An 11,994-nucleotide genomic window follows, 5' to 3' on the forward strand; every position below is an offset into this window, starting at 1 on the left:
TTCTTTGGGTTATCCAGAATACGAAGAGGAAACAAGGGTGGTACCGCGTGTATACACAACTCGTCCCTTTTGATAGGGGACGAGTTTTTTGTTTTTACAAAAAGTTTATTCAGTTATGTTAAAGGAGTGGAAAGTTGTGTCAGAAGTAATCAAAATGACATTCCCTGATGGAGCTGTTAAAGAGTATCCAAAAGGATCATCAACAGAAGATATTGCGGCTTCTATTAGCCCGGGATTAAAGAAAAAAGCATTAGCAGGCAAAGTAAACGGCGAGCTGCTGGATTTACGTACGCCAATCGAAGAAGATGGCAGTCTTGAAATCATTACACAAGATGCTCCTGAAGCGCTTGAAATTATGCGTCACAGTACAGCGCATTTAATGGCTCAAGCAATCAAACGTTTATACAAAGATACAAAAGTACAGCTAGGTGTAGGGCCGGTTATCGAAAACGGTTTTTACTATGACATCGATATGGAAGAATCAATTACTCCTGAAGATTTAGGTAAAATTGAAAAAGAAATGAAAAAAATCGTTAATTCAAATATTGAAATTGAACGAAAAGAAGTTTCTCGTGAAGAAGCCATTCAACTTTTTAAAGAAGTTGGCGATGAACTGAAGCTTGAATTGATCGATGCGATTCCAGCAGGTGAAAAGGTTACGATTTACCAACAAGGCGAATTCTTTGACCTTTGCCGAGGCGTGCACGTGCCGTCAACAGGCAAAATTAAAGAATTTAAACTATTAAGCGTGGCGGGTGCTTATTGGCGCGGAGACAGCGATAATCAAATGCTGCAGCGTATTTACGGTACAGCATTCTTTACAAAAGCAGATTTAGACGAGCATCTTCGTCTTCTTGAAGAAGCAAAAGAACGTGATCACCGTAAACTTGGTAAAGAGCTAAACTTATTTACAAATTCTCAAAAAGTAGGACAAGGTCTGCCTTTATGGCTTCCAAAAGGTGCGACGATCCGCCGTATTATCGAGCGTTATATCGTAGATAAAGAAGTAAGCCTTGGTTATCAGCACGTTTACACTCCAGTGCTCGGAAGTGTAGAACTTTACAAAACGTCTGGTCACTGGGAGCACTACCAAGATGACATGTTCCCTGCAATGGAAATGGATAACGAAGACCTGGTTCTTCGTCCGATGAACTGTCCTCATCACATGATGGTTTACAAACAAGGTATTCACAGCTATCGTGAGCTTCCAATCCGTATTGCTGAGCTTGGAACGATGCACCGCTACGAAATGTCAGGAGCATTATCAGGACTTCAGCGTGTTCGAGGCATGACGCTAAATGATGCGCATATCTTTGTACGTCCCGACCAAATCAAAGAAGAATTTATTCGTGTAGTTCGCTTAGTTGAAGCGGTTTATAAAGATTTTGGATTTGAAAATTATTCATTCCGTCTATCTTACCGTGACCCTGCAGATACAGAAAAATACTTTGATGATGATGCAATGTGGGAAAAAGCACAAAGCATGTTAAAAGACGCAATGGATGAACTTGACCTTGATTATTATGAAGCTGAAGGCGAAGCGGCATTCTACGGTCCAAAACTAGACGTTCAAGTTAAAACAGCCCTTGGGAAAGAAGAGACGCTATCTACGGTTCAATTGGATTTCTTACTTCCTGAACGATTTGATTTAACGTATGTAGGAGAAGACGGAAAACAACATCGACCGGTTGTTATTCACCGCGGCGTGGTGTCAACAATGGAACGTTTTGTAGCTTTCTTAATCGAAGAATACAAAGGAGCTTTCCCAACGTGGTTAGCACCTGTACAAGTTCAAGTGATTCCGGTGTCACCTACCGTTCACCTTGAGTATGCAAAAGAAGTGCAAGAACAGCTTCAGCTGGCGGGTATTCGTGTGGAACTTGATTCTCGCGATGAGAAAATCGGCTATAAAATCCGTGAGGCTCAAATGCAAAAAATTCCTTATATGCTTGTTGTAGGGGATAAAGAAGTAGAAGATAAAGCAGTAAACGTACGTAAATACGGTGAGCAGAATTCAGAAACAGTGGACTTCCAAGCCTTTTTACAAAATGTAAAAGCAGAAGCATCTCGCTAATGAAAAAAGCAGAGAATTGAAATTCTCTGCTTTTTTATCTAACATTTATAAAAAACTGTTGCATAAATGTTTTTCCTTTGATACAATAATTTTTGTTGTGAAAAAAGAACGAAATCATTGACTTTTGTCTTTGTTGATACTATAATAGCTTAAGTAATTGAATACTTGTTTATACAGAAGAAGAAGCACCCGCTTCTCACCTGAGTGACGCATAGAGCAGTTAGCAGGTACATCGTATCTTAATTAAAACGATAGAAGTGTGGGTGCAGTATGTACTCACACTTTTTTGTGTGAGTTAATAATCGGTCTAAGCAAGCGTATTCGCTCATTAAACCTTGGAGGTGGCTACTTATTAGCAAGGACATGATGGTAAACGAGGGCATTCGAGCTCGCGAAGTTCGTCTAATTGATCAAAATGGTGAACAATTAGGAATTAAATCAAAAAATGAAGCATTAGAAATTGCTTCACGAGTAAATCTTGACTTAGTAATGGTTGCTGCAAATGCGAAACCGCCGGTATGTCGTATTATGGACTACGGTAAATTCCGCTATGAGCAACAACGTAAAGAAAGAGAAGCTCGTAAAAACCAAAAAGTTGTAAACTTAAAAGAAGTTCGTTTAAGTCCAACAATTGATGAACATGATTTTAACACTAAACTTCGTAACGCACGCAAGTTCCTTGAAAAAGGTGACAAAGTGAAAGCGTCTATTCGCTTTAAAGGTCGTGCCATTACTCATAAAGGGATTGGCCAAAAAGTACTTGAACGTTTTTCACAAGCTTGCGAAGATGTAAGTTCAGTTGAATCGGCTCCTAAAATGGAAGGCCGCAGCATGTTCTTAGTCTTGGCACCTAAAAACGAAAAGTAATAGAACGAGGAGGAACACCCCATGCCAAAAATGAAAACACATCGTGGCGCTGCAAAGCGTTTCAAAAAGACTGGAAGCGGTAAATTAAAACGTGCTCGTGCTTACACAAGCCATTTATTCGCTAACAAATCTACAAAACAAAAGCGTAAATTACGTAAAGGTTCTTTAGTAAGCAAAGGTGACTTCAAACGTATCCGTCACTTATTAGATAACATTAAGTAATTTGGGTTGAGATAGAAACAATACAGGAGGTAAACAATTATGCCACGCGTAAAAGGCGGTACAGTAACACGCAAACGTCGTAAAAAAGTTTTAAAATTAGCTAAAGGTTTCTTCGGTTCGAAGCATAGATTATATAAAGTTGCTAATCAGCAAGTTATGAAATCTCACATGTATGCTTATCGTGACCGTCGTCAGAAAAAACGTGACTTCCGTAAATTATGGATCACACGTATTAATGCAGCTGCTCGTATGAACGGTCTTTCTTACAGCCGTTTAATGCACGGTTTAAAATTAGCAGGTATTGAAGTTAACCGCAAAATGCTTGCTGACTTAGCTGTAGCTGATGAAAAAGCATTTGCTGAATTAGCAACTGCTGCTAAAAAAGGCTTAGATAAGTAATGAATATAAAGTCTCGTCATCTTTAGATGATGAGGCTTTTTTACTATCGGAGGACATATCATGAATGAACTGCTGCTTACCTATTTTATTGTTATTAATATAGTAGGGGTAGGAATGATGTATAGAGATAAACAAAAAGCGAAAAGACATGAGTGGAGAATTGCCGAAAGCACACTGTGGACGGTAGCTGCTATCGGAGGAGCTCTTGGAGGACTAATTGGGATGTATTGCTATCGTCATAAAACGAAGCACACATCGTTTACAGTAGGTTTTCCTATTCTTGCTGCTCTTGATTTACTTTTCTTTTTTGTTATCAGCTGAGCACAAATGATGTTGTGCTCAGTGTAAAAATTCTCGAACGGGGCTTTTCCAGCGAATAGGAGCATTTGGATACATGTCGTGTACGTGGCTTTCCAGCAGCTTGAAATCTTGCTTTTGCAGTTCATGTAATCGAGATGGATCTGTTAACACCATTGTAATTGACAAAGATTCTGGTTCATTGGGATTGCTGTATTTTTCTCCTTCAAATAAAATACCTTTATACGTTAGTAGAAAATTTTTGCGGATATTCGTTTTTTCGTCAACGACAAAAAATTGCTGATGTTCCTGAGCTGCTACAAGCTTCCGCTTTGGACTGCGAAAATGCTGAACCAGCTTTAATAGTGTGTAAGCAACAAGCGCGAAAATGAACACGCGAACGATAACAATAACAAACATAACGCTCCCTCCTTTACAAGGCACAGTTTTCTTACTTTACGTTCGAGTTTCTAAAAAGTTTCATGATTTTTGATATAATTTCTTTATTGGTTTAAAAAGAAGAAGATATACATAATTACAGGAGTGATTACATTGAATTTACAACAGCTATTTACCATGCAGCGCCAGCTGGATCAGCATATAGAGGATAAGCATGAGCTTCATAAGGAAGATTTGATTCCGAGAAAGCTTTTAGCACTGCTTGTCGAAATGGGAGAGCTGGCAAACGAAACGCGCTGCTTCAAATTTTGGAGCGTCAAACCTCCGGCTGAAGACGCTGTTATTTTAGAAGAATTTGTGGACGGTGTACATTTTATCCTTTCTTTAGGGATTGAAAAAGGATACGATGATTTAACTGAGTTACCAGATGCAAAAGCAAGTGATTCAAAAACAGCACAATTTTTACAGGTATTTGCACAAGTTGCTGCTTTCGAACAGGATCAGTCGAAAGAAAACTATGTGGACATGTTTGTATCTTACATGACGCTTGGCGATATGTTTGGTTTTTTCGCTGAACATATTGAAAAGGCGTACATCTCAAAAAATGAAGTGAATTTTAAACGCCAAGAACAAGGATACTAGAAATAAAGGGATGGGAAATTTTACTTCAACCTCTTTTTAGCTATAATAGAGGTATACATATGAAAGGGGTAATCCATATGACAAAGTTAGATGAAACATTGACGATGCTTAAAGCACTAACAGATGCAAAAGGAATTCCTGGCAATGAGCGTGAACCGCGTGAGGTTATGAAGAAATATATTGCACCTTATGCAGATGAAGTAACGACGGATGGGCTAGGCAGTTTGATTGCAAAAAAAGTGGGCAACGAACAAGGGCCTAAAATTATGGTAGCCGGTCACTTAGATGAAGTAGGCTTTATGGTGACTCAAATTGATGAACGCGGCTTTATTCGTTTTCAAACGGTAGGCGGATGGTGGTCTCAAGTGATGCTTGCTCAACGCGTAACCATCGTTACATCTAAAGGAGAGGTAACGGGGATTATTGGCTCAAAGCCTCCTCATATCCTGCCTCCAGAAGTGCGTAAAAAGCCAGTTGACATTAAAGATATGTTCATCGATATTGGTGCCTCTAGCAGAGAAGAAGTAGCGGAGTGGGGAGTGAAACCTGGTGATCAGGTTGTGCCTTATTTCGAATTTACGGTTATGAACAACGAAAAGATGCTGCTAGCGAAAGCCTGGGATAACCGTATCGGCTGTGCAATCGCTATCGATGTATTAAAAGCTTTAAAAAATGAAACACATGAAAATGTTGTGTATGGTGTAGGAACGGTGCAAGAAGAAGTTGGACTTCGAGGTGCAAAAACATCCGCTAACTTTATTGAACCGGATATTGCATTTGCTGTTGATGTCGGCATCGCTGGAGATACACCTGGTGTTTCTGATAAAGAAGCATCTTCTAAAATGGGAGAGGGTCCGCAAATCATTTTATATGATGCTTCCATGGTTTCTCATAAAGGACTTCGAGATACAGTGGTAGATGTGGCAGATGAATTAAATATTCCATATCAATTTGATGCAATCGCTGGAGGCGGTACGGACTCAGGTTCTATCCATATTTCAGCTAACGGGGTGCCAGCACTTTCAATTACGATCGCAACTCGTTATATCCATTCTCATGCAGCGATGCTTCATCGTGATGATTATGAAAATGCAGTTAAATTAATTGCGGAAGTAATTAAACGCTTAGACCGAAATACGGTAAACGCAATTACGTATAATTAAAAAAAGCTCATTCTCCTAGGAGAATGAGCTTTTTGCTGTACATAGGACAAGGCTATTTATTTTAAACCGTTTTCAAGCGTTGTCAGAATTTCTTCTTTTTCTGATTCTGGAGACTTTTCCCAAAGCACCTCAAATAAAACACCAAGTCCAGGGAGCATTTTTTCCTCGCCGCTTTGAATAGCGTCAGAAATTGTAGCTTCAAGCTCTTCTTTTGAGTTTCCTGAAACGTTTGCAATAACAGCATTTCGTAAATTAAGATCCATCATTTTCACCTCAGCTATCGTAAAGTTACCAATAGTTTTTGTTTTCTTTGCGATTTCTATGTACAATAAAGTGAAACTTATCTAATGATTATTGAGCAAAATGTAATCGAACTATTTATTTTTATATAGATAAAGGAGTTATGTTTGTGAAACAAATTGATTCAGTTAAAAATCCGCAGGTAAAAGCGTGGAAAAAGCTGCATAATAAAAAAGACCGTGATAAGCAGGGCCTTTTTATGGTAGAAGGCTTTCATTTAGTCGAAGAAGCTATCAAAAATCAGGATTGCGTAAAGGAACTAATTATACGCGAATCGATCGAAGTGCCAGCACAGTGGAACATAGACGGTATTGAAATAACCGTTGTCAACGAAGCAATAATCAAATTATTATCTGACACCGAAACACCTCAAGGAATTATCGCTGTGTGTTTTCAAACGAAGCATGCAGAAATCATTCATACAGCACAGAAAGTATTGCTTTTAGATGCGGTGCAAGATCCAGGTAACCTAGGTACGATTATTCGAACCGCTGATGCTGCCGGAGTGGACGCTATTATCGTTGGAGAGGGCAGCGTGGATGTGTACAACCCAAAAGTCGTTCGTTCAACGCAAGGAGCTATTTTTCATCTTCCAATTGTAAAAAGCGATTTACTCGAAATGATTTCACTGTTAAAAGAAAGAGGAATAGCAGTTTACGGCACGTCCCTACAAAATGGAAAGGTCTACTCATGCGTAAAACCTTCAAACGAATTTGCGCTGATTGTGGGAAATGAAGGAAACGGCGTAAGCGAGAAAGTGCTGGAACAAACGGATCAGAATCTGTACCTTCCCATCTATGGAAAGAGCGAGTCGCTAAATGTTGCCATCGCTTCTGGAATCTTACTTTATTATTTACGCGGAATGTAGTTGCATCGAGAACGTGTTTTCACTATAATAATACAATAGTTACATATGTAAAAAACGATGAAAGAGAGCAGTAGCTTATGTCCGTTTATGCAGGGAGAAAATGCCGCGACTGAAAGCATTTTTATAAATGTAATAAGTGAATTCACCTCTTGAGTTGACACTTAGACCATCTTACATAGATGTAAAGGTGTTCCGGAGATTCCGTTAACTTGAATGAAGTGAACTGTATACGTCTGTGTATATAGTTAACAAGGGTGGTAACGCGACTAATCCTCGTCCCTTTTTTGGGAGGAGGTTTTTTTATTTGTCATTTTTTACGTTAAAAGGAGGAATAAGTGATGAAAGAACGTTTACAAGAACTTCAACAAGAAGCAATTGCAAAAGTCGAAGCAGCAAGTGCTTTAAAAGAATTAAACGACGTACGCGTAGCTTATTTAGGAAAGAAAGGCCCTATCACAGAAGTGCTTCGCGGTATGGGAAAACTTTCAGCTGAAGAGCGTCCTGTAATGGGAGCACTTGCAAATGAAGTGCGTGAAGCTATTGCATCTAAAATTGAAGAAAAACAAACGGCGTTAGAAGCAGCTGAGGTAGAGCGTAAACTTGCTTCAGAAACAATCGACGTAACGCTGCCAGGACGCCCTGTTAAAGCAGGTACGCATCACCCGCTAACAAGCGTGGTTGAAGAAGTAGAAGATTTATTCTTAGGAATGGGCTATGAAGTAGCAGAAGGACCGGAAGTAGAGCAGGACTACTATAATTTCGAAGCGCTGAACTTGCCAAAAGGTCACCCAGCACGTGATATGCAAGATACGTTTTATATTACGGAAGAAACGCTTCTTCGCACGCATACATCAACTGTTCAAGCTCGTGTTATGAATAAGAATGAAGGCAAAGGACCTGTTAAAATTATTTGCCCGGGTAAAGTGTACCGCCGCGATGACGATGATGCTACACATTCTCATCAATTCATGCAAATTGAAGGTCTTGTAGTAGACGAAAACATTCGTATGAGCGATTTAAAAGGCACGCTTGAAGTATTTGTGAAAAAGATGTTCGGTGCAGACCGTGAAATTCGTCTTCGTCCAAGTTTCTTCCCGTTCACTGAGCCGTCTGTAGAAGTAGACGTATCGTGTGCAAAATGTGGAGGTAAAGGCTGTAATGTATGTAAACAAACAGGCTGGATTGAAATTTTAGGAGCTGGCATGGTTCATCCAAATGTCCTTGAAATGGCTGGATACGATTCAACTAAATATCGTGGTTTTGCTTTTGGAATCGGTGTAGAGCGTATTGCTATGTTAAAACACGGCGTGGATGATATTCGTCATTTCTATACAAATGATGTTCGTTTCTTAGATCAATTTAAACAAGTATAAAGGAGGGGCTACGATGTTTGTATCTTATCGTTGGTTACAAGAGTATGTTGACTTATCAGGCGTAACGGCAGAAGAGTTAGCAGATAAAATCACAAAAAGTGGAATTGAAGTTGAAGGTGTAGAAAACTTAAATAAAGGCATCAGCGGAGTGGTAATTGGTCACGTTGTAGAACGTGAACAGCATCCGAATGCTGATAAATTAAGCCGCTGTCAAGTAGATCTTGGCGGAGGAGAAATCGTTCAAATCGTGTGCGGAGCACCAAACGTGGCACAAGGTCAAAAAGTAGCGGTTGCAAAAGTGGGAGCTGTACTTCCAGGTAACTTTAAAATCAAGCGTGCTAAGCTTCGCGGTGAAGAATCGAACGGTATGATTTGTTCTCTTCAAGAGCTTGGCATTGAAAGCAAGCTTGTGGCAAAAAATTATCAAGAAGGCATCTTCGTGTTCCCAAGCGATGCTGAAGTAGGAGCGGATGCACTAGATGCATTAAACTTAAACGATGAAGTATTAGAACTAGGGCTAACACCAAACCGTTCAGACTGCTTAAGTATGTTAGGCGTAGCACATGAAGTGGCTGCTATTTTACGTCGTGAAGTGAAGTATCCGTCAGTAAACGTGCAAACGTCTGATGAGCAAGCAGCTGATTATATTTCCGTTAAAGTAGAGGCAAAAGAAGACAATCCGCTTTACGTAGCGCGCGTTGTGAAAAACGTAAAAATTGCTCCGTCACCATTATGGATGCAAACGCGTTTAATGGCAGCTGGTATTCGACCTCATAACAACGTTGTTGATATTACCAACTATATTTTGCTTGAATACGGCCAGCCGCTGCATGCTTTTGACTATGATCGTCTTGGTTCAAAAGAAATTGTTGTACGTCACGCGTCAGAAGGCGAAAAGTTTGTAACACTTGATGATCAAGAGCGCGTATTAAAAGGCAATCAGCTTGTCATTACAAACGGCAGTGAGCCGGTAGCTCTTGCAGGTGTAATGGGCGGAGCGAACTCCGAAGTAAAAGACGATACGGTAAATGTTCTCATTGAATCAGCTTACTTCAAAGGCTTAACGGTTCGCCAAGCTTCAAAAGACCACGGTCTTCGCAGTGAGGCAAGCGCTCGTTTTGAAAAAGGAATTGATCCTAACCGTACGCGTGTAGCTGCTGACCGCGCAGCAGAATTAATGGCTGAATACGCTTCAGGTGAAGTGGTAAGCGGTACTGTAGAAGTAGATACACTAACTGTGGAACCTGCTGTTGTAGCTGTGTCACTTGGCCGTATTAACGATGTGCTTGGTACAGAGCTATCAATGGAAGAAGTACAAGACATTATGAACCGTCTTCAATTTGAAAACAAAGTGGAAGACGAAACCATTGTTGTAACAGTGCCAACTCGTAGAGGCGATATTACAATTGAAGAAGATATCGTCGAGGAAGTAGCACGTATGTATGGCTATGACAACCTTCCTACAACGCTTCCTGTAACAGTGGCAACTCCAGGAAAACTAACAGAGTATCAGCTTGGACGCCGTAAAGTTCGCCGTTTCTTAGAAGGTGCGGGACTAGCACAAACAACAACATATTCGCTAACGAGCGCTGAAAAAGCTACTCAGTTTGCACTAAATGCAACAAGTACGATTGGTCTAGCAATGCCGATGAGTGAAGATCGCAGTATCCTTCGTCAAAGCTTAGTGCCTCATTTGCTAGAAGCAGTGAAGCATAATAATGCTCGCCAGTCGGATTCTATTGCGCTATACGAAACAGGCTCAGTGTTCTTATCTAAAGGTGAAGGAGAATTACCGGATGAGCAGGAGCGCGTAGCAGGTGCAATCACGGGTCTATGGCATGCTCACGGCTGGCAAGGTGAAAAGAAAGTCGTTGATTTCTATGTGATTAAAGGTGTACTAGAAGGGTTATTTGCACAGCTTGGTTTGGAGAAACGAATCTCATATGCTCCTGTTAAAAAAGACGGTATGCACCCTGGACGTACAGCGGCTGTATGGTTAGATGAAAAAGAAATTGGATACGTAGGTCAAGTTCATCCTGTTGCTCAGAAACAGTATGGTCTTCGTGAAACATACGTATTTGAATTACACCTTCAAGAGCTATTAGCTGCAGATGTCGAAGAAGTTCGTTATTCAGCTATTCCAAGATTCCCATCTATTACACGTGATATTGCACTTGTGGTAGATAAAAACGTTCTTGCAGGAGAAGTTCAGCGCGTCATCTATACGACGGGCGGAGAACTTTTAAAAGACGTGACGGTATTTGATCTATATGAAGGCGAGCGTATGGAAGAAGGCAAGAAATCTGTAGCTTTCTCTTTACGATACTTAGATCCTGAACGTACATTAACTGATGAAGAAGTAGCAAAAGCACATGGTGCAGTGTTAGAGGCTGTAGAAAAAGAATTTGGTGCAACGCTTCGTTCATAAGAATAAGAAAAGAGATGTGGATTTCCACATCTCTTATTTTTTAGCTAATTTTAAAGCTTTTTCCGTATTAGCAAAATGAATTTTAGCTAAAGAGTTCAGCGCATTCACGCCATGTTTCTTAATGATTTTAGCAGCGGCAATATCAACTTGTGCGCCAGCTCCGCGAGGAATAACCATCCCGGTCTTTTCCGTCAGCAAATCCATTTGTTTTAAAAATGCGTATCTGGCAATAATGGAAGCAGCAGCTACAGATAAATGAACGCTTTCTCCTTTTGTGCTGAAAAAGACATTTTCTTTGATAATTTCTTTTTCCTTTACCACGTGTTTATAATAGGTGTTTTTTTCGACAAACTGGTCAATTAAAATGGCATCGGGTTTTTCAGGATCCAATTTTTTTAACACGTTGGATAAAGCTTTGTTGTGCAACAGAGCTTTCATTTTACCTTGTGACATGCCTTTTTCTTGAAATGCATTATACTTTTCGTTATGTAAAACAAGCAAACTATAGGGAATAAATGAAACAAGCTGCTTGGCAATTTCAATAATTTTAGCATCTGTTAACTCTTTTGAATCTCGTACTCCTAATTCTTTTAACAAAGGAAGCTGCTCTTTTTGAACATAGGCAGCAACTACGGTCATAGGACCAAAATAATCTCCTGTCCCTACTTCGTCAGAACCGATGACTGATAGTGAGCTGAAGTTTGATGGGAGGTGTGAGACAGGAGCCTTTTTCGCAGCATCTAAAGAGCCTCCCCACTTAGCCGCTTCTGTTTCAGCTTCTTTTCCTTGAAAAAGTACTTTTCCAGAGCGGTACGCAGTGATAGAACAGCCGGGAGTTTTAGCCGAAAAAATACTTCCCTGCGGCAGTTTGGGCTGCAGATAGGATGTGTAATGAAGCTTCATTTTAGCTATTCGATCAGCTGATACCTTAATAACAGCATGTGACATAATGCTTCACTCCT

At 40.2% G+C, this 11,994-nt stretch carries 13 protein-coding genes and 3 other annotated features (1 of these 16 running past the window's edge); of the genes, 10 read left to right on the forward strand and 3 right to left on the reverse strand.

Going from position 1 to position 11,994, the window contains the following annotated elements:
- Positions 1-71 (forward strand) — a binding site (T-box leader) (it extends 178 nt beyond the left edge of the window).
- Positions 72-115: 44 nt separating this feature from the next.
- The 5 genes from thrS (at position 116) to AC1DEF_RS00770 (ending at position 3,883) form a co-directional block, all read left to right on the forward strand.
- Positions 116-2,074, forward strand: coding sequence for a threonine--tRNA ligase (thrS, locus tag AC1DEF_RS00750; RefSeq protein ID WP_211186090.1), 1,959 nt, complete (start codon positions 116-118; stop codon positions 2,072-2,074).
- Positions 2,075-2,245: 171 nt separating this feature from the next.
- Positions 2,246-2,368 (forward strand) — a sequence feature (ribosomal protein L20 leader region).
- Between the two features lie 69 nt (positions 2,369-2,437).
- A complete protein-coding gene (gene infC, locus AC1DEF_RS00755; RefSeq protein ID WP_013059427.1) occupies positions 2,438-2,941 on the forward strand; it encodes a translation initiation factor IF-3 in 504 nt (167 codons plus the stop codon).
- Positions 2,942-2,962: 21 nt separating this feature from the next.
- Positions 2,963-3,163, forward strand: coding sequence for a 50S ribosomal protein L35 (rpmI, locus tag AC1DEF_RS00760; protein ID WP_013059426.1), 201 nt, complete (start codon positions 2,963-2,965; stop codon positions 3,161-3,163).
- Between the two features lie 39 nt (positions 3,164-3,202).
- Positions 3,203-3,562, forward strand: coding sequence for a 50S ribosomal protein L20 (rplT, locus tag AC1DEF_RS00765; protein ID WP_013059425.1), 360 nt, complete (start codon positions 3,203-3,205; stop codon positions 3,560-3,562).
- A 60-nt stretch (positions 3,563-3,622) separates the two neighbouring features.
- A complete protein-coding gene (locus tag AC1DEF_RS00770) occupies positions 3,623-3,883 on the forward strand; it encodes a DUF1294 domain-containing protein (RefSeq protein WP_013059424.1) in 261 nt (86 codons plus the stop codon).
- A gap of 18 nt (positions 3,884-3,901) precedes the next feature.
- Here AC1DEF_RS00770 and AC1DEF_RS00775 read toward each other — a convergent pair whose 3' ends face one another.
- Positions 3,902-4,279: a hypothetical protein gene (locus tag AC1DEF_RS00775; RefSeq protein WP_016765696.1), complete on the reverse strand. Its 378-nt coding sequence runs from the start codon at positions 4,277-4,279 to the stop codon at positions 3,902-3,904.
- Between the two features lie 132 nt (positions 4,280-4,411).
- Here AC1DEF_RS00775 and AC1DEF_RS00780 point away from each other — a divergent pair, with 132 nt between their 5' ends.
- Together AC1DEF_RS00780 and AC1DEF_RS00785 are read left to right on the forward strand one after the other, a co-directional pair.
- Positions 4,412-4,900, forward strand: a complete 489-nt coding sequence (locus tag AC1DEF_RS00780; RefSeq protein ID WP_097824665.1) for a dUTP diphosphatase — start codon at positions 4,412-4,414, stop codon at positions 4,898-4,900.
- A 77-nt stretch (positions 4,901-4,977) separates the two neighbouring features.
- Positions 4,978-6,063, forward strand: a complete 1,086-nt coding sequence (locus tag AC1DEF_RS00785; protein ID WP_016765694.1) for a M42 family metallopeptidase — start codon at positions 4,978-4,980, stop codon at positions 6,061-6,063.
- Positions 6,064-6,119: 56 nt separating this feature from the next.
- Here AC1DEF_RS00785 and sspI read toward each other — a convergent pair whose 3' ends face one another.
- Positions 6,120-6,326 carry a small acid-soluble spore protein SspI gene (sspI, locus tag AC1DEF_RS00790; RefSeq protein WP_013059420.1) on the reverse strand — a complete coding sequence of 69 codons (207 nt, stop codon included), beginning with the start codon at positions 6,324-6,326 and terminating at the stop codon, positions 6,120-6,122.
- Between the two features lie 140 nt (positions 6,327-6,466).
- Between sspI and AC1DEF_RS00795 the strand changes: the two genes are divergently transcribed.
- The 3 genes from AC1DEF_RS00795 to pheT all read left to right on the forward strand — a co-directional run bounded on the left by AC1DEF_RS00795 (position 6,467) and on the right by pheT (position 11,032).
- Positions 6,467-7,231: a TrmH family RNA methyltransferase gene (locus tag AC1DEF_RS00795; protein ID WP_176521319.1), complete on the forward strand. Its 765-nt coding sequence runs from the start codon at positions 6,467-6,469 to the stop codon at positions 7,229-7,231.
- A gap of 48 nt (positions 7,232-7,279) precedes the next feature.
- Positions 7,280-7,515: a binding site (T-box leader), on the forward strand.
- Between the two features lie 54 nt (positions 7,516-7,569).
- The gene (pheS, locus tag AC1DEF_RS00800; RefSeq protein ID WP_014458064.1) at positions 7,570-8,604 is read left to right on the forward strand and encodes a phenylalanine--tRNA ligase subunit alpha; all 1,035 of its coding nucleotides are present in this window, start codon (positions 7,570-7,572) and stop codon (positions 8,602-8,604) included.
- Between the two features lie 13 nt (positions 8,605-8,617).
- Positions 8,618-11,032 carry a phenylalanine--tRNA ligase subunit beta gene (pheT, locus tag AC1DEF_RS00805; protein WP_097824663.1) on the forward strand — a complete coding sequence of 805 codons (2,415 nt, stop codon included), beginning with the start codon at positions 8,618-8,620 and terminating at the stop codon, positions 11,030-11,032.
- A gap of 33 nt (positions 11,033-11,065) precedes the next feature.
- Here pheT and rnhC read toward each other — a convergent pair whose 3' ends face one another.
- Positions 11,066-11,980 carry a ribonuclease HIII gene (gene rnhC, locus AC1DEF_RS00810; protein WP_016765691.1) on the reverse strand — a complete coding sequence of 305 codons (915 nt, stop codon included), beginning with the start codon at positions 11,978-11,980 and terminating at the stop codon, positions 11,066-11,068.
- Positions 11,981-11,994 lie beyond the last annotated feature (14 nt).

Source organism: Priestia sp. 10L35, assembly GCF_056395685.1.